Genomic DNA, 25,397 nt, shown 5'->3' on the forward strand with positions numbered 1-25,397 from the left:
TTTGACTGCATTGAAACATTATTTTTGCTTGAAATAAATTGTATGATAACCACAGATCAGCAAAAAGGTCTTATAGATCGCCTTGGTGCGTTAAGGAGGTATCTTTGACATTGATGCCAAACTTATTGAAATAGAGAATGAGGAAGAGAAAACCTTGGCACCAGGATTCTGGGACGATCCACAAAAAGCCCAAATCCAAATGAAATCCATAAAATCCAAGAAAAAGTGGGTTGATGATTTCAACGCGGCAGAATCCTTGGCAGTGGATTTAGAAGTATTATTGGAATTTCAACAGGCTGGTGAGGTTACTGAGCAAGAGGTAAATCAACAATACGAAAAAGCGTTACAGTCCATTGAGCTTTTAGAATTCAAAAATATGCTATCTGATGAAGGCGATGAACTCACCGCGGTTTTACAGATTACTGCTGGAGCAGGTGGCACTGAAAGTTGTGATTGGGCTGCCATGCTCATGCGTATGTATTTAATGTGGAGTGAAAAAAATGGTTACAAAGTAAAAGAGCTCAATTATCAAGAAGGAGATGTTGCAGGAATAAAGACGGTTACTTTAGAAATTGAAGGAGAATTTGCATTTGGTTGGCTAAAAGGAGAAAATGGTGTGCACAGATTGGTGCGTATTTCCCCTTTTGATAGTAATGCTAAAAGGCATACCTCCTTTGCTTCTGTATATGTTTATCCACTGGTTGATGATACTATTGAAGTTGAGGTAAACCCTGCGGATATTGAAATCACAACAGCTCGTTCTAGCGGTGCAGGTGGACAAAATGTAAACAAGGTGGAGACCAAGGTGCAATTGGTCCATAAACCAAGTGGGATTCAAATTTCATGTTCAGATTCCCGTTCACAGCACGATAATAGGGCTACTGCCATGAAAATGTTGAAGTCCCAGTTATATGAAATAGAGCTTAGGAAAAAACAAGAAGCCCGAGCAGAAATTGAATCCACAAAAATGAAAATTGAGTGGGGCTCACAGATACGAAACTATGTAATGCATCCATATAAATTGGTAAAGGATGTGAGAACAGGAGAGGAAACTGGAAATGTAGACGCCGTTATGGATGGTGACATCAATTCCTTTCTTAAGGCGTTCCTTATGATGATGGGACAACGAGAAGCATAAATTAATGAACAATGATTAAAATATATCACAATCCAAGATGCAGAAAATCGCGTGAAGGTCTGGACCTTTTAGAAAAGTCCGGAAAAGATTTTGAAGTAGTTCTATACCTGGAAAATGTTCCTACACCTAATGAGCTACAAACTATCCTTAAGCAATTGGGCATTCCTGCCATGGAATTGGTTCGTAAGAATGAAGCAATTTGGAAAGAAAAATATAAGGGCAAAACACTTTCAGAAAATGAAATCATTAATGCAATGGTTGAAAACCCTAAATTAATAGAACGTCCTATTGTAGTAAATGGAAATAGGGCAGTTATAGGCAGGCCTTTGGAAGAAATAAATAAAATAGTATAGCTGCACCATAAAATGGCAAGGGTTTTGCGTTCAAGAACTTAGAGAGAACTCTATTTAACATATATTTAACCAAACTAGGTTAAACCTTGATCTAATTTTAAAATCATACATTTTGAATACAATCATGAAAAACACACAGACCATCATTTTACTTACGTTCTTATTGGGAGTATTTTTTATGCCCACTTTAGAGGCCCAATATGGGTATGGAAATAGAAACGGATATGGAAATGGGTACGGTAGACGACAAAGTACACTTCCACAAACACAGGAAACGCCTAAAAAACAGGAGCCTATAACTGCTGAAGGAGTAGTAGATGACCAAATGCCATCTATTACAGAGGCCTTGGGACTAAATCCATTTGAAGAGGCAGTTGTAAGGACCACTTTGATAAAATCTGTTCAGCAACGCATAGAGCTTCAAATTTTGGAGTTGGAACCTCCAAAAATGAAAGAGGAATATGATAAAATTGTGGCTACTCAAGATGAAGAGTTAAAGGCTGGTTTACCTGAAGATAAGTATGAAGCTTTTCAAGAGCTTCAGAAAAACAACTTTAAAACCAAGAAGGATAAAAAGAAAAAAAAGAAGAAGAAAAAGGTGAAATCCAAAGAATGATATGAAGAAACTGCTGCTGTCCTTTTTACTGCTGAGTACAATAACAGTAATTGCACAAAGACCACAAGGACAGGGCAACAGACCAGATCCAATAAAAATTACAGGAAACGTAGTAGATGCAGATACTGGTCAACCTCTTGAATACGCTACTTTAATACTCCAACGCGCTAAAAACCCAGAAAGAATAACAGGCGGCATTACCGATGCCATGGGCAGATTTGAGGTAGAAACCTTTCCCGGCGTTTATAATATTCGCGTAGAATATATTTCTTACACAACATACGAGGTCAAAGCACAGGTTTTACGAGCTAGTGCAGATTTGGGTATTATCAAACTATCTATTGATGTAGAACAACTTGAAGATGTAGAGGTTGTGGGCGAACGTACCACGGTTGAATTCCGTTTAGATAAGAAAGTCTATAACGTGGGAAGTGATTTAACTGTTAAAGGTGGTTCGGTAACTGATGTTCTAGACAACGTACCATCCGTCACTGTTGATGTAGAAGGCAATATCAGTTTAAGGGGTAATGAAAGTGTTCGCATTCTAATAAATGGGAAGCCTTCAGCGCTTTCTGGGCTAAGTCCAGATGCATTGCAACAACTTCCGGCTGAGGCCATTGAAAAAGTAGAAGTCATTACAAACCCGTCCGCTCGCTATGATGCGGAAGGGACTGCTGGAATCTTAAACATTATTCTCAAACAAAGTAAAACAGCAGGATTAAATGGCTCTGTCAACGTTTTTGCCGGAAACCCAGATAATTTTGGCGGGGCATTAAGCCTAAACTTGAGAAGGGAAAACTTCAATATTTTTTCAAATACTACCTATCGCTATAGAGATGCTCCCGGAAACGCACAGTTTATTCAAGAAAATTTTAATGATGATGGTTCTACTGAAAGTTTTCAAGATGAATTTAGAAAGTACCAGCGAGAACGAGATGGATTCAACACCAATTTTGGATTTGAACTTTTCCTCTCTGAAAACAGTAGTATCACAAATTCTTTTGTTTATCGGAAAACAAATGGGGAAAATACAGTGGATGTTGATTTTTTCAATTTTGATGCCCTAAGAAACCCTACCATTCAAAGAAATAGATTTACTCTGGAAGATGAAGAAGATGAAAATGTACAGTATTCCTTAAACTATGAGAAAAAATTTAAAAAAGATGGGCATGTATTGACTATGGATTATCAATATTCTAAAGGAGCAGATTTTGAAAATTCTATTATTGATGAAGTAATCCTTGGTGAGAATATAGCTTTGCCAACGGAACAGACCATCAATGACGAAAGTCAAATTAACCAATTGGCACAGTTTGATTACGTTCTGCCCTTTGGCAAGGATAATCAATCACAATTTGAATTGGGATACCGTGGAACCTTTAACAATTTCAATACGGATTTTGATTTTGGTATTCTAAACACAGATGGCTCCTTAAATGTTGACCCAGATTTCAGTAATGAACTAAACTACCGTGAGTATGTTAATGCTGCATACACGCAAATAGGGACCAAACTAAAGAAATTCAGCATTCTTGGTGGTTTGCGAATGGAGGCTTCAGATATTGGTATTGAATTGGTGGAAACTGATGAGAATACGGATAAAGATTATGTGGATTGGTTCCCCTCTTTGTTTTTAGGCTATGAATTTTCTGAAATGGAACAATTGACAATTAGTTACAGTCGTAGACTTAGAAGACCACGATCTAGGTTTATTAACCCATTTCCCTCACGTTCTAGCAATACAAACCTATTTCAAGGTAACCCAGATTTAAATCCGACCTACACCAATGCATTTGATTTGGGTTATTTAAAAAGATGGGATAAACTTACTTTCACTACCTCTGCCTACTACAACCGCTCCACAGGTGTTTTTCAATTTATTACTCAAGAAACGGGAAATTTTGTTGAAATTGAGAATCCTGATAATCCTTCGGAACCAATTTTAGTACCTATACAGGTGCGCACTCCGATTAATTTGGCAACAGATATGCGCTATGGCGGAGAGCTGACCACTACGTATACGCCGAAGAAAGATTGGCGATTTACATGGAACCTAAATCTATTTCAACAACAATTAAGAGGCGATTTCTCGTTTATAGATTTTCAAAATGAAGAAGTTGTTCAAAATTTTGATGCCGATAACTTTACTTGGTTTACCCGTTTTAGTGCCAAGCTACCGTTACCCGGAGCAATTGATTTTCAGTCTAATCTTTTTTATAGAGGAAGACGTGTTGATGCCCAAAATGTAAATAAAGGAATACTATCTACAAATTTGGCCTTCAGCAAAGATGTAATAAAGGACAAAGCAACACTTTCCTTAAATGTTAGCGACCTATTTAATTCTAGAAAGAGAAGAACGGAAACTAGAACAGAAAATGTTTTTACGGAGAGTGAGTTTCAATTTCGCGAACGCCAGATTACATTATCGTTTTTATATCGATTTAACCAACCCCAGAATGAAAGAACAAAAAGGGATAGAGAAAGTGGCGGAAATGGGGATGATGATATAGAATTTGACGGATAACAAAAAAGAGGCTAAAAGCCTCTTTTTTTATTCATTTCGTTTGGCCTTTTTAGCCTCACGTTTTTCTTTGTACATTTCTATCAAGTTACCGAATAACCAATAAGGTACCACAAAAGTCAATAAGAAAATCATTAACCAGAAACCGATGGTCAAAATGGTTAAAAAAGCTAAGAAACCTAAATATTGGTCAAAATCAAACATTACTTTTTCCTTTTGTTTAACAAAGATACCGTGATTTGATTAAAAAAAACAAATCTCTAATTAAAAAATATTCATTTGTGCATATGTCATGTAAAATAAATTCATGAACCCCTAACTTTGCATATCCTTAAAAACATAAAAAATGAGTTTTAGAATTGAAAAAGATACGATGGGCGAGGTTCAAGTACCATCGGATAAGTATTGGGGAGCACAAACTGAGCGATCCCGTAACAATTTTAAAATTGGTGCGCCCGCTTCCATGCCTTTAGATGTGGTTTACGGGTTTGCCTACTTAAAAAAAGCAGCAGCATATACCAATCACGAGCTTGGAGTGCTTGCCATGGAAAAACGAGATTTGATTGCACAAGTATGTGATGAGATTCTTGAAGGAAAACATGACAATCAATTCCCTCTGGTTATCTGGCAAACTGGTTCTGGAACCCAAAGTAATATGAATGTGAATGAGGTTATCGCTAATAGAGCCCATGAAATTGCTGGAAAAACAATAGGCGAAGGTGAAAAGACCATCCAACCCAATGATGATGTAAATAAGAGTCAATCTTCCAACGATACTTTTCCTACTGGAATGCATATCGCTGCTTATAAAAAGATTGTAGAGGTGACCATCCCAGGAGTTGAACAATTACGAAATACTTTGGAGAAGAAATCAAAGGAATTTCAAAACGTTGTTAAAATTGGGCGAACGCACTTAATGGATGCCACTCCCCTAACCCTTGGTCAAGAATTTTCTGGTTATGTATCACAATTGGATCATGGATTAAAGGCCTTAAAACATACTTTAGAGCATCTTAGCGAACTGGCCTTGGGTGGAACCGCAGTAGGAACGGGACTAAATACCCCAAAAGGATATGATGTGCTTGTTGCTAAATACATTGCAGAGTTTACGAACCATCCGTTTAAGACTGCAGAAAATAAGTTTGAAGCTTTGGCGGCCCATGATGCCATTGTGGAAAGCCATGGTGCACTTAAACTTTTGGCTGTTTCGCTTAATAAAATAGCCAATGATATTAGGATGATGGCATCAGGACCACGTTCTGGAATTGGTGAAATCATTATTCCCGCAAATGAGCCAGGAAGTTCCATTATGCCAGGTAAAGTAAATCCAACCCAATGCGAAGCCATGACTATGGTTTGTGCACAAGTTATGGGTAATGATGTTGCTATCTCCGTTGGTGGTACTCAGGGACATTATGAACTCAATGTATTCAAACCCATGATGGCAGCCAATATTCTGCAATCTGCACAACTTATAGGAGATGCTTGTGTTAGCTTTGATGTGAATTGTGCTGTAGGTATTGAACCAAATCATGAGGTAATTAAAACGCTTTTAAACAATTCTTTGATGCTAGTTACTGCTCTCAACACCAAGATTGGATACTACAAGGCTGCGGAAATTGCCAATACGGCACATAAAAATGGAACAACTTTAAGAGAGGAAGCCGTTAACTTAGGTTATGTTACTCCAGAAGAATATGATGAATGGGTAAAGCCCGAAGATATGGTTGGTAGTTTAAAGTAGGTACCCTATCAAAAATGAAATAGAAAAAGCCCGGTTCAAATTGAACCGGGCTTTTTTATAAAATGTGGATAGTGTGTATTATTTTAAGGCGAACTTAGAAGTTCCCAATAGCTTTAAGCCATTGTCATATACATTTACCATATAGTTTCCTTTTTGGAAATCTGAAGCAGGCTTGTTGATGTAATCACAAACATCTAAAGAGCTATTCTCATAGTAAAAGTTAGTTCCTTTGCTATATGTGATAGAAGCACCTTCTTCGCTAGACTTAGAAAAGCTATCTCCCAATACGTTACCTTGAGGGTCAAGAACTTCAATAAAGAATTCTCTATCTCCAGCCTCAGCAATTACGTTATCGGCAATTGTGAAACATACTTTGAATTTATCAGTAGATTTAGCTCTTGAAGTAGAAACCAATTTTCCACTGTTTCTTTCTCTAACTGCATCTACAGTGAAAGTAGAAAGACTCAAAGCAGAACCTCTCTCAACAGCATCAGCCAATTGAGTGTTTTGTACAACTAAAGAATCGTTAAATACAGTTTGCTTTTCAAGTTCAACAAATGTGCTATCTCTTTGCATAGCCAACAATGTGTTAGAAGAAGTTAAAGAATCAACTTGCTTCAACAATTTTTCTCTTTCAGCTTTAAGAACACTTACTTGTCTTCTGTATCTTGAAAGAGAAGCAATATCAGCTTTCATTCCATGAACAGAGTCAATATATTTTGCAATGTTGTCTCTAGCAGCAACCAACTCTTCGTTAGTAGCATTACTTTCTAAAATAGCTTTGTCGTATTCCGACTTCAAGTTATTCAAATCTTCAACAACCAATTCCTTTTCTTGAGTAAGGGCAGTGGTCGTTTTTTTCTTATCTTGGTAAAGGCTCACAGTGTAAATAATAGTTCCTAAAAGAACCACCCCGAGTAAACCAGCTATTACCTTTAATCCGTTGTTACTTTTTGTTTCAGTCATAACTTTTAAATTAATTGATCTTGCGTTAAAGTGTATTTAATCAATTGTGTTCTGTTTATATACGCTTAAGTTTTTGATTTGGATTATTATAGATAAAATAATGCTAAAAAAATAGTGGTCAATACATTACAAGTCTTAATTTTAAAGGGCTCAATAAACTGTTCAGACATGAAAAAAAAATACATTTTAGTTCTTTTTAGCCTATTTCTAATGCTAGGAAGTATAGAAATTAGCGGTCAAGAAGATGGTTCAACAATGAAAATTGAGGAACCCGATGCTTTGAAAATCACTCCCATAGAACATGCTACCACTGTTTTGGAATGGAACGACATTACCATATATATTGATCCAGTTGGTGGAAAAAAAGCTTTTGAAAATCAGAAACTACCTGATCTTATACTGATCACAGATATTCATGGTGACCATTTTAGCTTGGAAACGCTTGAAGCATTGGATACTAAAAAAGCAAAGATTATGGTTCCTCAGGCAGTTGCAGATAAAATTCCTGTGGAATTCACCCCCCAAATAGATGTTTTAAACAATGGAGATTCTAAAGAACGCTTCGGAATTACCGTGGAAGCTATTCCAATGTATAATCTGAGGGAAGAAGCTTTAAAGTTTCATACTAAGGGAAGAGGAAACGGATATGTATTAAATATGGGCGGTCAACGCGTCTATTTTTCAGGAGATACAGAAGATATTCCAGAGATGCGGGCTTTACAAAATATTGACAAAGCATTTGTTTGCATGAACCTTCCTTATACAATGACAGAAGAAAACGCCGCCGATGCCGTGTTGGAATTTCAACCTAAAGAAGTGTATCCTTATCATTATAGAGGGCGCCCCAATGTTAGCGATGTTACCAAATTTAAGACTATTGTCAACAAACAAAACGCTAATATTAAGGTAGTTCAGTTGGATTGGTACCCCAACGATGATTTTTGATTCCGTAAAATATTGAGGCATTATTGTCGTTAATGATACAGAATCAAACCAAATCAATACTTAACCATGGCTCCCAAATCCTATGTTTTGTTTGCATTAGCATCTATTTTTGCAATACATGTCTCCTTTTCCAATCAGTGCGATAATTTCTACGCTAAGGTCACTTATGGCCTCAGCCACACTAAAAAGGCATTAAGTGCCACCAATTTTGAACATCAAATGTATTATGCAGAAAGGGCTTTGATAGCGCTTGAAAAATCAAAATCCTTTATGGAAGAGTGCGGTTGTGATAAATCTGAATACAAAACATTAGATGCCATAGAGAGTTTAAACAAGGCCATTGAACCTATTGACTGGGATGCTGGAAGGTATTTCTCAAAAAAATCGATGGGATTAATCAATGAGCTCATTACCATTTTGGATGAATGTACCATTGGAGCAACACCAATAGATGTTGTGATGGACAGTGGAGAGAGTACAATAGAAAATGAAGCTTACGTGGATACCGAAGAAAATCACCAAGCTTCCATGGAAATGGAAATGCTCAAGATTTTTGACAAACATTCTAAAGATCGTTTGAACAATACAAGAAGAGCTATTGACCAATTGGTGCTGCTTTCACAATCTTTTGACCATTCCCCATCTGAAAAAGAAAACGATCCAAATAGCATAGAATCCCATCAAAAAGCATATTTGCAAGAAGCAAGAAAACTTCTTGAGGACGGGTTAAAAGCGTTAGATCAAGAAAAGTAGATTTATCTGATCAGCTTTTTATATTTAATTCGCTTGGGCATAATATCTGTCCCCAGGCGTTTCTTTTTATTTTCCTCATAATCGGAAAATGATCCTTCAAAAAAATAGACTTGAGAATCTCCTTCAAATGCTAAAATGTGGGTGCATATTCTGTCCAAAAACCATCTGTCATGTGATATAATCACTGCACAACCGGCAAAATTCTCCAAACCTTCTTCCAGAGCACGCAATGTATTCACATCCAAATCATTGGTTGGCTCATCCAAAAGCAATACGTTTCCTTCCTCCTTCAAAGTCATGGCTAAATGAAGTCTATTTCGCTCTCCGCCAGAAAGCATATTGACTTTCTTATTTTGTTCGCTTCCAGAAAAGTTAAAGCGACTCAGATAGGCCCTAGAATTTACCTGCTTCCCTCCCATCATAACCAGCTCCTGCCCATCACTGAAGTTTTCCCATATGGTTTTATTAGGGTCGATATTGGAATGGCTCTGATCTACATAAGCCAATTTTGCCGTATCTCCTACTGCAAATTCTCCCTTATCAGCAGTCTCCTCCCCCATAATCATACGGAAAATGGTGGTTTTCCCGGCCCCATTAGGGCCAATAATCCCTACAATACCTGCTTGAGGAAGCTTGAAATTTAAATCCTCGTACAGCAGCTTATCGCCATAGGCTTTGCTTACTCCTTTGGATTCTATAACATTCGTTCCCAATCTTGGTCCATTGGGAATATAGATTTCCAATTTTTCCTCCAGCTGCTTTTGATCCTGACTTAAGAGCTTATCATAATTTTTTAAACGAGCCTTTTGCTTGGTCTGCCTGCCTTTAGCTCCCTGTCTTACCCATTCTAACTCTCGCTCCAATGTTTTTTGACGTTTCGATGCTTGCTTACTTTCTTGTGCCAAGCGCTTTGATTTCTGATCTAACCAGCTAGAATAGTTTCCTTTCCAGGGGATGCCCTCACCCCTATCCAACTCAAGAATCCAACCCGCCACATTATCCAAGAAATACCTATCATGCGTTACAGCTATCACCGTTCCTTTGTATTGCGCCAAATGATGCTCTAACCAATGCACTGATTCTGCATCCAAGTGGTTAGTAGGCTCATCCAAGAGTAATACATCCGGTTCTTGTAGCAATAATCGGCATAATGCTACCCTTCTTTTTTCACCCCCTGACAGTACACCTATTTTTTTGTCTGAATCTGGAGTTCGCAATGCATCCATGGCAATCTCCAATTTGGTATCCAATTCCCAGGCATTTGAAGCATCAATTTTGTCCTGCAAAGCAGCTTGCTTGTCCATCAGCTTCTGCATCTTATCTGCATCTTCATAAACCTCTGGCAAACCAAACATATCGTTGATCTTGTTATACTCGTCCAGAATAGCCACAGTCTCTGCTACACCTTCCTTAACCACATCAAGCACTGTTTTCTCATCATCCAATTGTGGCTCTTGTTCCAAATATCCAACGGAGTATCCTGGAGAGAAAACCACATCGCCTTGATAATTTTTATCTACTCCAGCAATAATCTTTAGCAAGGTAGATTTACCGGAACCGTTGAGACCCAAAATCCCAATTTTGGCTCCATAGAAAAAGCTGAGATAGATGTTCTTTAAAACCGGGGTATTGGCCGTTTTAAACGTCTTGGTTACACCGGACATTGAAAAAATGACCTTTTTATCGTCTGACATTAAGTTACTTTTTTATTAAGAAAAATGGAAAGTTATACTCTACCCTTAAGCGCATTAAAAACCCATGCAACAGCAAAAAATCCAATACCAACCGCGGCAAATCCATAGCCAGCCACTTCATCGTATTTAAAAGCGCCCAAGGCTATCATTCCTACACCCACAAAAATCATGATCCAAGTAGCCCAAGCGAGCACCGTATTTTTATTCATTCCCATATAGTTAGTTCAGCAGAAAATCAAATATCGTAAAAATTGATATAATCTTAGTGACTTGTGCGCAGTTTATGTTTCAAACGGAAATTTAATCCCCGTTTTTTGGCGCACAGTGTCTAACAATGTTATCAAATCCAGGCTATTTTGATGTGACCACAAGTCACTTTCCAGCGTCTTGGCTTTAAGACACTTATGTACCTCGCATATTTCATATACATAGCCATTGCCTTGTAGAGGAAACTTAAAATTTTCAGTAGTCTCATTCTTAACCAAGGAACATCCATGAGCCTCATGCCACCTGGGTTCAAGAAATAATATTCCATCCGTACCAGAAATTTCGGCTTCCATTTTAGATGTACTAACTAAGCCGCTATATAGGACAGCTTGCGCATCGGAATATTGAAAAATCATTGAAGTCTGCAACTCTGTTCCGTTCTTGTGAAAATTGGAATGGGCGCTAATTTCTTTTGGCATCCCCAATATGAGATATGCTAAAAAAATAGGATAGATCCCAATATCCAAAAGTGACCCAGAAGCCAAATTCGGGTTTAGAAGTCTTGAATCAATATCTCTATTTAAAGCATAAAAAGCAAAATCGGCATGTAAGTAAGACACATCACCAATAGTTCCTTCATCAATTAATGCTTTTACTTTTTGTATAGATGGATTGAATCTGGACCATAGCGCTTCCATAAGAAATACCTCATTCTTCTTGGCCGATGCTAAAAGTTCAACTACTTCAGATTGATGGATGCCCAATGGCTTTTCGCATAGCACATGTTTACCACATTCCATTGCTTTTATAGCCAAATTCTTGTGGAAATTATGCGGAGTAGCAATATAGACGACATCAACAGTATCCGATTCAAAAAGCTCATCATAGCTGCCAAAAACATGTTCAACTCCAAACTCATTCGCAAATTTTTGAGCATTCGCGATAGTTCTTGAGCCTACAGCTGAAATTTCAGCATCTTCGACCAATTTTAAATCTGAAGCAAACTTTCTTGCTATACTCCCGGGGCCAACAATACCCCACCTAATTTTACTTTCCATATAGAATCAAAAGTAATGATTATAACTCCTTATCTTTAGCGAACAAGACGAAATAGGTTAAAATAGTATGGATATCAACTTCAATAAAAACGAAGATCACAATAAGCTTAAACTATCTGAACTCCGAAAAAAACTTGTAGAAGTAAAACTCGGAGGAGGTAAAAAACGTATAGAAAAGCATCATGCCAAAGGCAAAATGACAGCAAGGGAACGGATTGACTATTTGTTGGATACTGATACCAACGCTGTTGAAATAGGCGCTTTTGCAGGGGATGGTATGTACAAGGAACATGGCGGTTGCCCATCAGCTGGAGTAGTTGTAAAAATTGGATATATTCAAGGAAAACAATGTGTAGTAGTCGCCAATGATGCCACGGTAAAGGCAGGTGCCTGGTTCCCTATTACTGGAAAGAAAAACCTGAGGGCTCAAGAAATCTCCATTGAAAATAAACTACCTATCATCTATTTGGTAGACAGTGCAGGAGTATACTTGCCCATGCAGGACGAAATTTTTCCTGATAAAGAGCATTTTGGTAGAATTTTTAGAAACAACGCTGTCATGAGTAGTATGGGGATTACCCAGATTTCTGCAATAATGGGTAGTTGCGTTGCTGGTGGTGCTTACCTTCCTATTATGAGTGATGAAGCTATCATTGTGGACAAAACTGCTAGCATTTTCTTAGCAGGAAGCTATTTGGTCAAGGCCGCTATTGGAGAAAGTATTGACAATGAAACTCTTGGTGGTGCTACCACGCATTCCGAAATAAGTGGTGTTACAGATTATAAGGCCAAGGACGACAAAGATGCCCTGGACAAAATAAAAAACATTGTTTCTAAAATTGGAGACTTTGATAAGGCTGGTTTTAATAGAGTGAAAACACAAAACCCCAAGGAAAACCCAAAGGATATTTATGGTATCCTTCCCGCATCAAGAGGTGACCAATATGACATGTTGGAAATCATAAAAAGATTGGTGGACAATTCAGAATTTGAACAATACAAAGAAGGTTTTGGAAAAACAATATTAACGGGCTACGCCCGTATTGATGGATGGGCCGTTGGCATTGTTGCCAATCAACGTAAAGTAGTAAAGACAAAAAAGGGTGAAATGCGTTTTGGAGGGGTTATCTATTCCGATTCTGCAGATAAGGCTACCCGGTTTATTGCGAACTGCAACCAAAAGAAAATACCTTTGGTCTTTTTGCAAGATGTAACGGGTTTTATGGTGGGCAGCAAAAGTGAGCACGGGGGAATTATAAAAGATGGCGCAAAAATGGTAAATGCCGTTAGCAACTCCGTTGTCCCCAAATTCACGGTTGTAATTGGGAATAGCTACGGTGCTGGTAATTATGCCATGTGTGGTAAAGCCTATGACCCAAGGCTAATTGTTGCTTGGCCAAGTGCCGAACTCGCGGTAATGAGCGGAAATTCTGCGGCAAAGGTGTTGTTGCAAATTGAAAAAGCCTCCTTGGAAAAGAACGGAGAGAAGCTAGATGCTGAAAAAGAGAAAGCTCTTTTTGATAAGATAAAACAACGATATGACCGTCAAATATCGCCTTACTACGCTGCTTCAAGATTGTGGACGGATGCCATTATTGATCCCTTGGACACGCGAAAATGGATATCAGCGGGTATCAATGCAGCCAATCATGCTCCTATTGAAAAACCATTTAATATGGGCGTGCTCCAAGTATAGTTATTGTACCGTAAATTTTGCCAATTGTAGTTCTTCATCTACTTCTCCAAGCCGCACTAGATGTTCTTCGCTTCTTTGATCCGGTTTGCCAAAATTATATTGTACGGTGCACTTTAAAAATGTAGGCATTTTATTCCCAGAGGTTCGATTACCGAGATAAGTGACATTTAATATCCAATCTCCAAGGGTTTCAGGGCCAACAATTTCAAACTGCTCGTTTGAGTACCCATGCTGCAGCTGATCCAATATTTTTTTTCTTTCTGACGTATCCGTGTGCTCCCAGCTAAAAAATCGTTTTTGTGGGTTTACAAATTGCACAATAAATTCAGCATCTGGGTTATTCCAATCCAATAGCAACCGAGCATTATAGGTAAGATTGTTCTTATATTTTTGCTCAACCTTTTTAATATCAAGCGTATTCTTCTGTTTATTGACTAAATTTCTTATTTCAGCGCCAACCACTTTTTCCAAACCACTAAAATTCAGTTTTGGGTTGGCAGTTCCATTTGCTATAGCAGTAAATATATCTAATGCTTCTTGATAATTTCCTTGATTTTTATTGGCAACGGCCATATCAAAATAGGGTTGCACTTTGTTTGGGTAAGCTTCTATCATTTTATTGGCAGAAAGTACCATTAATTCAGTACTTCCATGTTCCAAACTTTTAAGATACATTCCTCTTAATTCTTCATACGGAACCGAAGGCTTTTCCAAAACATTGGATAAAATTCGGTTAGCAATCTGTTTGTTCGAATTCTGAAAGAAGGAATATACATCTAGAAGGTAGGTAGGATCATTCCAATATGTTTCACGTTGTTTTAAGTAGATATCATATGCTTCTTGAAGATTTTTGCCCTTTTTAAGCTCTTTGAGGTAAGGAGTCACCAAGGTTTTGTTATTCACCTTTAACTTTCCATCATATACATTGTTGGTGAGCAGTGCCAAATCTTTTTTCTTGCCTCTTGGACCATCGACAGTAGCTGTTTTAGTGGTAATCAACAAAACACCATTAGCACCCATACTTCCATAACGATTTGTCGCCGCAAGTCCTTTTAAAACGGTAATGTTTGCAATGTTCTGAGGGTCAACAAAACCTGTTCCTGCAACTTCTCCAGTTCCGGAATTAGATCGTTCCGTGGGAACACCATCAATAACGATCAGTCCATAGTTATTCCCTAATATAGAATTGCTTGGTCGCATTTTAACTTGACTTAAATCATCATTTTGTCCCAGACTTACTCCGGAGAATTTTCCCTGTACGGCGTTATTTGCTGTTGTGGACACTGCAGAAATATCGCTATCATCAATGGACTGGACTGCATAGCCTACTTTATCTTCATTTTCCTTTCCATAGCCCGTGGTAATTTCATTTACCGGAGCAATGGCCTTTTCCGTAACCACAACTTCCTGAAGCCGGATTCCACCTTCTTCAAAGGAAAAATTAAGGGATAAATTGTCTCCAAGAAGCTGTTCTTTCTTTTTATTTCCATAGGAAATGACAAGCGTATCCCCTACGGCAGCGTTAATTTTGAACAAACCCTGTTCATTAGATCGTACAGTTTTATCAGCAACGCCTTTTATTGAAATCATGGCGCCAGCCAATCCACTTGTTCCATTATAAATGGTACCAGAATATTGTTTTGTATTGTTTTGTGATGATTTTGGACCTCCATTTTTCTTTAAATCCACCAAATTACCATTGTTTACTATGGCCAATAGGTTCAAAGTAGCTCTGTCAAAGACTTTGTTACTGTTGATGATATACAATTCTCCTTCAAAATTGGGGGTGGAAGTTCCTGAATTCTGTTGTCCGTCTGTAAACAAAAGTACATCTCCTTTTTCCGCATAATCCTCTAAGGCACTATAAGAGGTAGCACCATCATAGCTAAGGCCATTCAATTTTTCCTTGATTGACGTCCATTTTCCCCCGGTAAGGTTGAAATTGTCCTTTGAAATTACCTCATTGCTAAAAGTAAGTAGCGTTACATTGGCATTTTGGACTGTTTTAAAATAAGCATCTAGAAAGTAATACTCTTTTTCTATGTCTCTATCCATCATGGATAGCGATACATCCCAACAAATGGTGACATTTTTGCGTTCTTGTGTATATCCTGTATAATGAAGACATATCACTAACAGAAAACACAGTAATTTTAGGTTTTTCATTCTAATTTAATGGCGTCGATGCTGCCTTGTTGATATGGAACAGCGCTTGGTTTACGTTTTTGGTTCCCAATTTAAACACTTTTACTTCTTTTCGTTGCGATTTTGAACCATAATTGTGATATACTACAGCTTTCAAATAGGTAGGGGTTAAGCTTTTATTCCCCAAATATTTTACATTGACCCTCCAATGACCTGAAAACGAATCATCTATTAAATATTCTGCGCAGGAAAATCCAAAATCTTTTTCTTTACCAATGGTATCTGCATTTTCTTTAAGGCTGTGTTTCCACGTATAATATTGATTATCAGGATTCACAAATTGTAGCTCAAACTCCGCTTCGCTATCGTTCCACTCCAGCTTTAAACGGGTATTATTGAAATCTTCCCCATCCTTCTCTATACTTGTCATTCCTGTTTTTTCCAAAGCAACGAGGTTGTTGAATTCCCTATTGATGATTTTTGAAAAATTACTGGAATCCATTTGCATTAAACCTTCATCTACTAAATGAAAATAGCGAGCGTACAAGACCGCTGCTCTTTTCGCATTGCTTAGATTTCTATTGCTATTGGCTAAATCTAAATAGGATTGTCTGTATTGAGGTCTCAGAATAAAGGCTTCTCTAAAGGCACCATGAGCCATGTCGTACCTTCCCTGTGATTCATATATATAGGCCAGGGCTTTTAAAAGGACAGCATTATTCTTAATCAGACCATATCCCTTTTCAATGATGTCATCTGCATATTTCTCTTGGTTCCATTTTTCATAGAAATACTGGTATGAATCCAATAAAAAGTACGGTGAACTTGTATATTTTTTTGAATGGGTCTCAAATGATTCTTTAGCATTTTCAAAACTATTGGAATCCTTTAATTCTTGTAAGTAAGTCGGTGCATTTTTCATTACTTTCTCTGGAGTAAGTGCCGTACCATCATATTTATTATTGCGAAGTCTCATCCTATCCAGATACAACCCATTTTTATCCTTTGGTATCATGGTGCCAGTCTTAGTGTTGATGACCACTACACCGCCTTTTGCTAAATTTCCATATCGCACTGTTCCAATTGCTGAAGGTATAACAGCTATGCGGTCAATATTTTGAACATCAATAAAATCTGGAAAATCTGTAAAAACTTGCCCATCAATATCGAACACTGCAGGCCAGTTGCTTCTAAAAAAAACTGCTCTTGCGCTTCCCGCGGCATTACCTAATCCGAAACCTCTGCCTGAAGAAACCCTAACGCCAGCAAATCTTCCTCTAAGTACATTTGCTAAATTGTATTCACCGGGTAAAAACTCCTCTGCCATTAGCATCCTTACTGAATAGGAAGTTCTTGTTTTATCTAAAAACCCAAAAGCCGTTTTGATGATATTTGGGTTGTACGGATAATCCATTTCCAATTCTTTTTGACCATTGCGCTTGTTTCGGGTAACCGTTACATTCTCTAACTTTTCTACTCTTGGAAACATGACCACATTTAATGTCTTTGTAACATCCTCAACTCGTATTTGCAGTGGTTCCATGCCATCTGCATTGTAAAACAACATGTCACCGGTGCTTGCCACAATATTGTAATTTCCGTCTGTATTAGAACTGGATGTAATGCCTTGATTCACTACTTGAATCCTAACATTTGCCATTGGTGTTTCTCCATTTGTTACTTTCCCTTTGATCATGCGTTCTTTTGCAAAACCTGAAAAAATCATTAAAATGGATGCGATAAAAGTGAAGTTTTTTTTCATAGCTCTCAGTTTAAACCTACTATCAATTAACTGATATAGTGATGATTACTCCATTAAATTACTGAAAGAAAAACAGAGAGGCAATTTTAGTTTCCTAAATATTCCTTAATTCTGGGAATTAGCAAAAGTTCTGTTTGCCTTCCATTTACATATCTGAAACCATCCTCACCATAAAATCCGGCTTCCTCCAACATGATTCTAATGTCTCTTTTCCACTCAGGAATATTCACCGTAGCATTCAATTCAATGGCATATACAGTGTTTGGATTTAAAGGGTAGTTTTCTCCGTCATCTTTCATTACTCCGCCCTGTGAATCCCACATTCCTATAGTTGTACCTGCTGAGTGACCGTATGCTCCCAACGGGTGTGTATAAATAGCAGGCCGTAAGCCATTATCTTTTGCCTCTTGAAGCGCTTTAGCCAAAATTTCATTTCCGGTCCTCCCCTTTATCATATTTTTAGTTAAAAAGTCTTGGACCTTGTTCCCCTCTTTTAGAGCATCCTTCAAAAATTTAGGAGCCTCTTTTTCATTAGGCTTTAAAACATAAGCTAGTTCCTGGCAATCGGTATTCAATCTTAGATACGTAATTCCAAAATCACAGTGCAATAAATCCCCAGGTTGAATGACCAAATCATCTGGTCTACCTGAAAATGAATACAAATGCCCCACTAGCTCCTCACTTGTCCGTTGCACATCAACAGTTGGGTGAAACCAAGTTTTAAGACCCAAATCAGTTACTTTTTGACGCATCCACCACTCTACTTCGGTGGTTGTAGTTACACCAGGGGTAATTATTTTTTCTGAAAAAGCTTCGCTGATAACATCATGGGTAATATCCACCAGTTGATTATAAATCACCATTTCTCTTGGCGTTCTGGTTTCAATCCATCTCACAGCCAATTGCTCTGCTGAAACTACTTTGGATTGGTATTTTTTGGGAAGGTTCTCCATGAATTCTTCATAGTCTGTTTTGTCCAAGCCATCAGCAATATTGTGATCTTTGGAAAAATTAAGCCCTATCTTTTTGGGATTTCGTTCTTCAATCAATTGCATTAGCCTTTTCCACTGATTGGGTTCTTTCTCCTTATCCCAGGCTGATTGTATACTCTTTCCAACATTATAGCGTGCTACTGCCAGTTTATCAATGCTTCCTTTCTCCTTATCCCGATAAAAAAGTAAAATGGTTCTTCGCCTTGCATTGAGCCAGGTCGAAGGTAACATGGTTTTAATTACAGGGTCTTCGTTGTATTCACGGGAAATAACTACCCACATGTCAATTTCTGTCTTGTCCATCAACTTTGGAAGCAAGACATTAAAGCGTTCTTCCAAAATTTCGTCCACTACTTTAGCCCGTTGTGATTCTGGAAGAATTTGTTGACCGTAAGACCAAATGGAAATAATACTAAATGCAAAGAGTAAGGTTTTCTTCATGGATATATATTTATCCTCTGAATTTACAAAACTTCATCAATCTGCTGCAAAGTTTTTTTTCTATGTATTTTACCACTCTCTGTTTCAACAAAGGATTTTAAAAAGTGGATTTCCTTAGGAACCTCATACTTGGATATGCAATCTAAGCGTTTAATTTTTTGAAGTAAACCTGGTTTGAATACAGATATGTCTTCCACGACCAACACCACTTTTTGACCTAATTTGCTATCTGGAATCCCGGCTATAAAAAATCTACTTTTTATAAGTTGCAACAGCTTTTCTTCTAACTGCTCAGGAATTATTTTTATTCCTCCAGAATTTATGACTGAATCAAATCTCCCCAACCAACGAAATTTATTCTCATCCATAAGTTCAACCAAATCATTGGTAATAACTTTGGCATCAGAGATGTTTGATGCATCAATCACCAGGCAATTTCTGTCATCGGTTGAAACGCTAACATCAGGTAACGTTTCAAAATAGTTGGCACTTTCAGTTCCAATCTTCTTGCAAGCAATATGAGTAATGGTCTCTGTCATGCCATACGTTTCATAACAATTGGTGGAAACCGTAGTGAGTTTTTCTTTTAGAGCCTTGGATATTGGTGCACCCCCTATAATGAGGGTTTTAATTTGAGAAAGCTGTTCCAGTGAACTCTCAACTTGTAGCGGCACCATTGCTACAAAATCGTATTCCGCTCTGCAGTTCTCCAACGGTGTTGATGATGGTGACACATAATCCAACTCCAATCCAAGTACCATGGCCCGTACTAGCATCATTTTTCCTGCAATTCCAGAACTAGGTAAACAAAATAAGGCAGTATCTCCTGCCTTCAAACCAAAATGATTGCCTGTTGCGCTGGCAGAATTAACCATATGGTTTTTCTTAAGAGGAATCTTTTTTGGTTTTCCTGTTGACCCGGAAGTGAGTACGGTTACGGTGGTACTCTGAGAAGTCCAATCTAGAAGGAAATCCCCTATCGACACCTCATGTTCATCCCCTTCTTTTATTAGACTGTACCCTATTTCTGGTAGTTCAGCAAAGGTGTAATGAATCCCATTCAGTTTAAAATTGGAATGAGTGTTATGCCAAATTGGATTCCTTTTCATTTAGTGCAACAAATTCATCTTTGGTGAGTACTTTGCCAAATAGTTTTTCTTTCCAGTTTTTCCATCCATACTTTCTTCCAAAAAGGAACAATAAAATGGGAAAGACCACAAATACAGGAATCAATACATCCCACCCAATTATCGGTTCGGAAATATCACGGTAAATAGAATCGGTCTGGAACGCTGTCCAATCTGCTGTAACCAATAGGGCAGTTATAAGATTGTTAGCTGCATGAAAGCCCAGGGCAAGCTCCAAACCTTCATCCATAAGCGTAAGTATACCCAGAAAAAAACCTGTTCCTATATAATAGATCATAATACCCAGTCCTAACTTTTCCACTTCGGGGTTTGCAATATGCATCAGTCCAAATAACACAGAAGTCACTACCAAAGGCACCCAACGATTCTTGGCCAAAAGACCCAAGCCCTGCATCATATGAGCCCTAAACAAATATTCTTCAAAACTGGTTTGTAAGGGAATAAGTAGGACCGCAATAATAGCCAAGGGAATAAATTTGCCCATATTAAAGTTGAATACGTAGTCATCCGGAGAGAAGTAGATGTCTATTGCGGTAAGCAAAATGGTAAGGCCTCCCCATAATGCAAATGCAAAAAGGATACGGCCCCAATCTATTTTCTTTCTTGACGTGGTCAACGATGTTATAGATTGTTGGTGCACCAAATATGTCCAACCAAGGACCACAAACAGTCCTACAGCTAATGGCGCCAGGAGCATAATCAATACCAGATTAGAACCTAATTGAGTAATCATTTGTTGCATGGCATCCTCAACACTAACCGGAGAAGTAACTGTAGCAATATAATTGAGTCCCATAAATCCAATAAAGCAAAGAGGGATAACAAAATATTTCCAAAGGCCAATGTTTCCTTTATATCCTTGTTCTATATACATACGTGTTCTTTTAAATTCTGTTTCCAACTTTTACTGGTTCTGTAAAAAAGTTTGCCTCCTGAGACCGTTAAAGGGCTATCAATATTATTGGTGTACAGACTTCCTGTTCCCAGCCCTTGCGGCATTTTTGGATTCATGGTATATGTCCACTGGGCAATGGCATTTAGTCCAATGTTACTTTCCAAGGCACTTGTTGCCCACCAACCTATATTAAGCTGTTCTGCTATAGTAATCCATTCTTCGCATCCTTTAAAACCGCCAACCAAACTGGGTTTTAAAATAATGAATTGTGGTTGTATGGTTTGTAGCATTCGTTGTTTTTCTGTTACAGTGTAAATGCCAATTAATTCTTCATCCAGTGCGATGGGGAATGGGGTTTTCTTGCACAAGTCCGCCATATTGTCCCATTGGTTGGGTTTAATGGGCTGCTCTATGGAATGGATTTGGTATTCTGATAATTGTTCCAACTTTTCCAACGCATCTTCTGCGGAAAAAGCACCATTTGCATCTACTCTCAACACTATCTCCTCTGTACTGAAATTAGAGCGAATGGATTTTAAAATGGCGAGTTCTGTACTAAAATCAATAGCACCTATCTTCATTTTGATACATCTGAAACCGTCTTTTAGCTTTTGTTCCAATTGCTTCAACATAAAGGTTTCATCCCCCATCCAAATTAGACCATTAATAGCAATAGGAGCTTCCTTTTTTGTGAATTCTGATGGAAATAATTCAAATGGAGTGTCCGCTTTAAGGGATAAAAATGCCTGCTCTACACCAAATTGAATGGATGGGAATTGAACCAATTGCGCTATCAATGCATCTTCTCCCAAATGAATGTTATCACAAACCCAAGCCAGTTTCGCCTCATATTCTGGGACATCATCACTGCTTAATCCCTTTAAAAGGCCACACTCGCCAATGCCAAATGTAGTATTGTTTTCAATAGTGAGAAACCATGTTTCTTTCTCGGTCATAACCCCACGTGAGGTTCCGCTAGGGGTTTTAAAATTGAGAATATACTTTGTATAGGTAGCTTTCATCAAGTAGGTTCAAATTTAATCATAATTTGAATCTAATCGAAAGTAGTTAATCTGGTCTGAAAAGGAATTTATTAATTAAAATTAAACCAGAAACGAACGCCCTCGGTTTCCTTGTCTATGTTTAATTTGGATTGGAGTTGATTGACAAGTCTATTCATTAAACGAATACCCATGGAAGAATGTGTACGCTCATCCGTGTCCTCTGGAAGACCCACTCCATTATCAGTGTATTCAAAATACCCCTGTTCTCCATTCTTGCGAAGATGGATATATATTTTTCCATTTTCATCATTTTCAGGGAAAGCGTATTTGAAGGAATTGGAAACGAGTTCGTTTAAAATAAGCCCAAAAGGAATAGCTCTATCAATGTCCAATTCTGTGCCTTCTGCATCAATGGTAATGCTAATGTTATGGCCTCCTTTTTTGTAAACTGATTGTACGCTATTGATCAGACTCTCAATATAACCTTGCATTTCTATGACTGACAAATCATCATTTTGGTAAAGTTTCTGATGTATCAGTGCCATAGCTTTTACCCTACTCTTTCCTTCTTCCAGGGCAACAATAGCGGCCTTACTGCGAGTGTTTTTTGTCTGTAAACTTAACAGACTAGAAACCATTTGAAGGTTATTCTTTACTCTGTGATGAATCTCTTTTAGTAAGGAGTCTTTTTCTACCAGAGAGTTTTCTATAATATGCTTTTGCTCAGCAATCAACCTTTGGTTCTTGATACTTTTTAGATAAGCATATACCAAACCGGCAAAACCAAGAAGCGTGAAAATTAAGGAAATAAAGACTAAATTAATTCGCTCATCCTTTGCTTTCATTTCACTTCGGGCCAGCTCGTTGATTTTTTTCTGCTCATCTATCAAGCGCTGCGAGTTTTCTAAATCTTCATTAGCTACAATCGTGACCAACTGTTGTTTGATAATGGAAGATTGCTTTTGGGTAAGGGAGTCTTTTATTCTTTCGTTTCGTTTGTAATACGTAGCAGCGTTCTTGAAATTTTCCACTTTATCATAATATGCAGCAAGTAAACTATTTCGCTTAATGTTTTGTAGCATACTTATACTGTCAAAATCAGTATCCAAACTTCTCTTGGCAGCGGAAAATCTTTCCAATTGTAAATTAGCATCAGCAAGATTAAGCGTATTTTCAATCACCTCGCTTTTATGGATATTTTTAGAAGAGGTCTTTAAGATTTCTATACTACTTTCCAAATGCGGAATTGCCTCTTCGTATTCATTTAATAGGACATGACATTTTCCAATATTCCCTTGAATTTCGGCTTTCAACAAATCGCTTTCAAAAAGCTGTTCTTCTGTTTTTTGAACGGAAATATCATTTAAAAACACATCTAAATAGGCTTTTGCCTTTTTTAACTCGCTTATTGCCGTTGGTGCAGAGTTATCCAGCCTTAAATAATTTCCAACTTTGCTATGATACTTGGCCAAACCATAAGAATCATTATCAGCAATGGTGGGTTTCACTTCCATGATATACTGATTCCTTGCCTTTCTGTGTAGCCCTAAATTGCTATAGATATCATAGAAGGCAACATTTTCTGTAAGCCCCATCTCCTGCTTTTCCTTTCTTATCTCTATTTGCTTATCATAAAGTTGAAGGTTGGCGTAGTTATCATCCAACACATCTAAAACAATTTTTCTGGAATTGGGATTCAGAGAATCCATAATACCATGAAGTTCCTTTGCCAGAGCGGTGCTCTTATCAAACTCACCTAAATCATTATATACTTGGGTTTGCATCACCTTGTAAAGGCGAGCGGCTGTGGAGTCTTTAGTTTTCTGTGCATTGGCAAAATATACCTTAATGGTATCTAGCCAGTCATATGCTGAGTTGATATTGTACCGGTTAACAGAATTGAAGAAAACATCGAACCGGTCTTGGGGAGCGTCCGTATTTTGAAACTCAAGCAATACACTTACTTCTTCATTTTCAATTGACTGCGCTGACACATTCAACAGGGAAACAAAAATTAATCCATAAAACAATCTTTTAATGTAATGTCCCATTAATTTAATCAGCGAGGTCAACAAAAAAGGTTTCAAATTGTATTTGGTACTGTTTTAAAATTGATGCTTTTTTCCTGAACATTGTTCTATATAAGAACGCAGGTTTAGCTACAAAATTAAATCCATTAGGAGGGACTTATTCAGTATTGTTGTGAAAGTGTCCAATTCTGTTGTGAAACGTATTCAGCTGTATGCGAAAAAGCATTTTATCGGTGTTTTGTGCATTTCATGGAACGGAAAGGCTTTAAATAGCATTGGGGCAAACAAAAAAGGTCCTGTCACTTGGACAAGACCCTTTTACGAGAACACTATATGAAAATGAAAAAATTACTTTTCTGAATTAATTACACTGCTAAAGTACAGGCATACTTCTACCCAAGAAAAAGATTGTTGTGAACTAATCAAAAGTTGTGGTAACAGCTGCAATTGGTATTGTGGCATAAAAAAAAGTGCCCTAAGGCACTTTAATAATTTGCTAATCGTATTTCCAATTAACTATTCATGGAAGAAATAATAAATTCCTTGAAATCTTTGGAAATTGGAATCAAGTTATTGTTGATCATGATGTCCTTTGAATTAATCGCATCAATATGGTCAACATTTACGATGTACGATTTATGTGCTCTGTAAAATTTATTCTTAGGTAATTTCTCCAAATAATCCTTAAGTGGAGAGCGCACCAGAAACTTCTTATCTACAGTATTCACTTCTAAATACACGTTATCAGCTTTTATGAATTGAATGTCTCCAAACTGAATTCTGTAATAAAGGTGTTGCTTCTTTACAAAAATAGAATCCTTTAAAACAGAATTGGAAGTAAAGGCATCTCCTTCATTACCAGCAATTTCTTTTGTATTCTCTTTTCTTGCATAATTGAAATTGGACAAAGCAATCTCAATGGAGGTATACAAATCTTGCTGTTCAAAAGGTTTCACCAAGTAGCCATCTGGTTTTACTGTTTTTGCATTTTCAACAGTGGCCCTATCTGAGTTAGAGGTTACAAATATGAACGGAATGTTATATGCATCCCTAATATGCTTTCCTAAATCTATACCTGTTTTATCTGAAGCAAGAATAATATCAATTAGCACCAGATCAACATGGTTGTTCTTTAATACCTCAACGGCCTGCTCGTACACTATAACGTTGTCAACAATTTCATATCCGATTTCTTCGAGCATGGATTGCATGTCATCCGCTATAATTACGTTGTCCTCAACAATTAGTATTTTAATGGGGTGTTCCAAGTTGCGTAGTGTTTAGTGGGT

At 37.6% G+C, this 25,397-nt stretch carries 21 protein-coding genes; 8 read left to right on the plus strand and 13 right to left on the minus strand.

Translation table 11 applies throughout. The annotated features are described in order from the left end of the window. Positions 1-42: 42 nt before the first annotated feature. The 4 genes from prfB to FVB32_RS15030 all read left to right on the plus strand — a co-directional run bounded on the left by prfB (position 43) and on the right by FVB32_RS15030 (position 4,631). Positions 43-1,138, plus strand: a protein-coding gene (prfB, locus tag FVB32_RS15015) for a peptide chain release factor 2 (protein WP_147744648.1) whose coding sequence is annotated in 2 segments (ribosomal slippage) — positions 43-105 and positions 107-1,138 — 1,095 coding nt in all. Because the reading frame shifts where the segments join, the coding sequence is not laid out codon by codon here. A gap of 11 nt (positions 1,139-1,149) precedes the next feature. Then, positions 1,150-1,491, plus strand: coding sequence for an arsenate reductase (glutaredoxin) (gene arsC / locus FVB32_RS15020; protein WP_147744649.1), 342 nt, complete (start codon positions 1,150-1,152; stop codon positions 1,489-1,491). Positions 1,492-1,615: 124 nt separating this feature from the next. Then, positions 1,616-2,107, plus strand: coding sequence for a hypothetical protein (locus FVB32_RS15025; RefSeq protein WP_147744650.1), 492 nt, complete (start codon positions 1,616-1,618; stop codon positions 2,105-2,107). Between the two features lies 1 nt (position 2,108). After that, complete coding sequence (locus tag FVB32_RS15030; protein WP_147744651.1) at positions 2,109-4,631, plus strand: TonB-dependent receptor domain-containing protein; 2,523 nt, start codon at positions 2,109-2,111, stop codon at positions 4,629-4,631. A 27-nt stretch (positions 4,632-4,658) separates the two neighbouring features. Here FVB32_RS15030 and FVB32_RS17795 read toward each other — a convergent pair whose 3' ends face one another. Beyond that, positions 4,659-4,832, minus strand: coding sequence for a hypothetical protein (locus FVB32_RS17795; protein ID WP_163422079.1), 174 nt, complete (start codon positions 4,830-4,832; stop codon positions 4,659-4,661). Between the two features lie 142 nt (positions 4,833-4,974). Between FVB32_RS17795 and fumC the strand changes: the two genes are divergently transcribed. Further along, a complete protein-coding gene (gene fumC, locus FVB32_RS15035; RefSeq protein WP_147744652.1) occupies positions 4,975-6,372 on the plus strand; it encodes a class II fumarate hydratase in 1,398 nt (465 codons plus the stop codon). 78 nt (positions 6,373-6,450) lie between these two features. On the opposite strand, the gene FVB32_RS15040 is transcribed toward fumC, so the two are convergent. Next, a complete protein-coding gene (locus FVB32_RS15040; RefSeq protein ID WP_147744653.1) occupies positions 6,451-7,338 on the minus strand; it encodes a hypothetical protein in 888 nt (295 codons plus the stop codon). A gap of 168 nt (positions 7,339-7,506) precedes the next feature. Between FVB32_RS15040 and FVB32_RS15045 the strand changes: the two genes are divergently transcribed. Continuing rightward, positions 7,507-8,283, plus strand: a complete 777-nt coding sequence (locus FVB32_RS15045) for an MBL fold metallo-hydrolase (protein ID WP_147744654.1) — start codon at positions 7,507-7,509, stop codon at positions 8,281-8,283. Between the two features lie 66 nt (positions 8,284-8,349). After that, complete coding sequence (locus FVB32_RS15050; RefSeq protein ID WP_147744655.1) at positions 8,350-9,036, plus strand: hypothetical protein; 687 nt, start codon at positions 8,350-8,352, stop codon at positions 9,034-9,036. 2 nt (positions 9,037-9,038) lie between these two features. On the opposite strand, the gene ettA is transcribed toward FVB32_RS15050, so the two are convergent. The 3 genes from ettA to FVB32_RS15065 form a co-directional block, all read right to left on the minus strand. Continuing rightward, positions 9,039-10,730: an energy-dependent translational throttle protein EttA gene (gene ettA / locus FVB32_RS15055; protein WP_147744656.1), complete on the minus strand. Its 1,692-nt coding sequence runs from the start codon at positions 10,728-10,730 to the stop codon at positions 9,039-9,041. Between the two features lie 32 nt (positions 10,731-10,762). Beyond that, positions 10,763-10,939, minus strand: a complete 177-nt coding sequence (locus tag FVB32_RS15060) for a CAL67264 family membrane protein (RefSeq protein WP_246139898.1) — start codon at positions 10,937-10,939, stop codon at positions 10,763-10,765. Between the two features lie 72 nt (positions 10,940-11,011). Continuing rightward, positions 11,012-11,995, minus strand: a complete 984-nt coding sequence (locus FVB32_RS15065; protein ID WP_147744658.1) for a Gfo/Idh/MocA family protein — start codon at positions 11,993-11,995, stop codon at positions 11,012-11,014. A gap of 67 nt (positions 11,996-12,062) precedes the next feature. Here FVB32_RS15065 and FVB32_RS15070 point away from each other — a divergent pair, with 67 nt between their 5' ends. Beyond that, a complete protein-coding gene (locus FVB32_RS15070; protein WP_147744659.1) occupies positions 12,063-13,691 on the plus strand; it encodes an acyl-CoA carboxylase subunit beta in 1,629 nt (542 codons plus the stop codon). On the opposite strand, the gene FVB32_RS15075 is transcribed toward FVB32_RS15070, so the two are convergent. From FVB32_RS15075 to FVB32_RS15110, 8 genes are all read right to left on the minus strand, one after another. Further along, positions 13,692-15,857: a vWA domain-containing protein gene (locus FVB32_RS15075; protein ID WP_147744660.1), complete on the minus strand. Its 2,166-nt coding sequence runs from the start codon at positions 15,855-15,857 to the stop codon at positions 13,692-13,694. It lies immediately after the preceding gene. A gap of 1 nt (position 15,858) precedes the next feature. Then, entirely contained in the window at positions 15,859-17,598 is a 1,740-nt protein-coding gene (locus tag FVB32_RS15080) for a hypothetical protein (RefSeq protein ID WP_147744661.1), read from the minus strand. Between the two features lie 86 nt (positions 17,599-17,684). Beyond that, positions 17,685-19,031: a M24 family metallopeptidase gene (locus FVB32_RS15085; RefSeq protein ID WP_147744662.1), complete on the minus strand. Its 1,347-nt coding sequence runs from the start codon at positions 19,029-19,031 to the stop codon at positions 17,685-17,687. 23 nt (positions 19,032-19,054) lie between these two features. Beyond that, complete coding sequence (locus FVB32_RS15090) at positions 19,055-20,140, minus strand: AMP-binding protein (protein ID WP_147744663.1); 1,086 nt, start codon at positions 20,138-20,140, stop codon at positions 19,055-19,057. Then, the gene (locus FVB32_RS15095; protein WP_147744664.1) at positions 20,115-21,053 is read right to left on the minus strand and encodes a CPBP family intramembrane glutamic endopeptidase; all 939 of its coding nucleotides are present in this window, start codon (positions 21,051-21,053) and stop codon (positions 20,115-20,117) included. The genes FVB32_RS15090 and FVB32_RS15095 overlap by 26 nt, the downstream gene beginning before the upstream one ends. Further along, on the minus strand, positions 21,044-22,096 hold the full coding sequence (locus FVB32_RS15100) for an o-succinylbenzoate synthase (RefSeq protein WP_147744665.1): 1,053 nt from the start codon (positions 22,094-22,096) through the stop codon (positions 21,044-21,046). The genes FVB32_RS15095 and FVB32_RS15100 overlap by 10 nt, the downstream gene beginning before the upstream one ends. 71 nt (positions 22,097-22,167) lie before the next feature. Then, complete coding sequence (locus tag FVB32_RS15105) at positions 22,168-24,129, minus strand: sensor histidine kinase (RefSeq protein WP_147744666.1); 1,962 nt, start codon at positions 24,127-24,129, stop codon at positions 22,168-22,170. 491 nt (positions 24,130-24,620) lie between these two features. Beyond that, complete coding sequence (locus FVB32_RS15110; protein WP_147744667.1) at positions 24,621-25,376, minus strand: LytR/AlgR family response regulator transcription factor; 756 nt, start codon at positions 25,374-25,376, stop codon at positions 24,621-24,623. Positions 25,377-25,397: the final 21 nt, after the last annotated feature.

Origin of the sequence: Flagellimonas hymeniacidonis, from assembly GCF_008040165.1 — a bacterium.
Classification (GTDB): Bacteria; Bacteroidota; Bacteroidia; order Flavobacteriales; family Flavobacteriaceae; genus Flagellimonas; species Flagellimonas hymeniacidonis.

Excerpts from the sequence above, each read along its gene's own strand:
- FVB32_RS15065 (WP_147744658.1), bottom strand. The coding sequence starts at position 11,995 with ATGGAAAGTAAAATTAGGTGGGGTATTGTTGGCCCCGGGAGTATAGCA.
- FVB32_RS15100 (WP_147744665.1), bottom strand. The coding sequence starts at position 22,096 with ATGAAAGCTACCTATACAAAGTATATTCTCAATTTTAAAACCCCTAGC.
- fumC (WP_147744652.1), top strand. The coding sequence starts at position 4,975 with ATGAGTTTTAGAATTGAAAAAGATACGATGGGCGAGGTTCAAGTACCA.
- FVB32_RS15080 (WP_147744661.1), bottom strand. The coding sequence starts at position 17,598 with ATGAAAAAAAACTTCACTTTTATCGCATCCATTTTAATGATTTTTTCA.
- FVB32_RS15070 (WP_147744659.1), top strand. The coding sequence starts at position 12,063 with ATGGATATCAACTTCAATAAAAACGAAGATCACAATAAGCTTAAACTA.
- FVB32_RS17795 (WP_163422079.1), bottom strand. The coding sequence starts at position 4,832 with ATGTTTGATTTTGACCAATATTTAGGTTTCTTAGCTTTTTTAACCATT.
- FVB32_RS15075 (WP_147744660.1), bottom strand. The coding sequence starts at position 15,857 with ATGAAAAACCTAAAATTACTGTGTTTTCTGTTAGTGATATGTCTTCAT.
- FVB32_RS15090 (WP_147744663.1), bottom strand. The coding sequence starts at position 20,140 with ATGAAAAGGAATCCAATTTGGCATAACACTCATTCCAATTTTAAACTG.
- arsC (WP_147744649.1), top strand. The coding sequence starts at position 1,150 with ATGATTAAAATATATCACAATCCAAGATGCAGAAAATCGCGTGAAGGT.
- FVB32_RS15105 (WP_147744666.1), bottom strand. The coding sequence starts at position 24,129 with ATGGGACATTACATTAAAAGATTGTTTTATGGATTAATTTTTGTTTCC.
- FVB32_RS15040 (WP_147744653.1), bottom strand. The coding sequence starts at position 7,338 with ATGACTGAAACAAAAAGTAACAACGGATTAAAGGTAATAGCTGGTTTA.
- FVB32_RS15085 (WP_147744662.1), bottom strand. The coding sequence starts at position 19,031 with ATGAAGAAAACCTTACTCTTTGCATTTAGTATTATTTCCATTTGGTCT.
- FVB32_RS15045 (WP_147744654.1), top strand. The coding sequence starts at position 7,507 with ATGAAAAAAAAATACATTTTAGTTCTTTTTAGCCTATTTCTAATGCTA.
- ettA (WP_147744656.1), bottom strand. The coding sequence starts at position 10,730 with ATGTCAGACGATAAAAAGGTCATTTTTTCAATGTCCGGTGTAACCAAG.
- FVB32_RS15025 (WP_147744650.1), top strand. The coding sequence starts at position 1,616 with ATGAAAAACACACAGACCATCATTTTACTTACGTTCTTATTGGGAGTA.
- FVB32_RS15050 (WP_147744655.1), top strand. The coding sequence starts at position 8,350 with ATGGCTCCCAAATCCTATGTTTTGTTTGCATTAGCATCTATTTTTGCA.
- FVB32_RS15095 (WP_147744664.1), bottom strand. The coding sequence starts at position 21,053 with ATGTATATAGAACAAGGATATAAAGGAAACATTGGCCTTTGGAAATAT.
- FVB32_RS15060 (WP_246139898.1), bottom strand. The coding sequence starts at position 10,939 with ATGAATAAAAATACGGTGCTCGCTTGGGCTACTTGGATCATGATTTTT.
- FVB32_RS15030 (WP_147744651.1), top strand. The coding sequence starts at position 2,109 with ATGAAGAAACTGCTGCTGTCCTTTTTACTGCTGAGTACAATAACAGTA.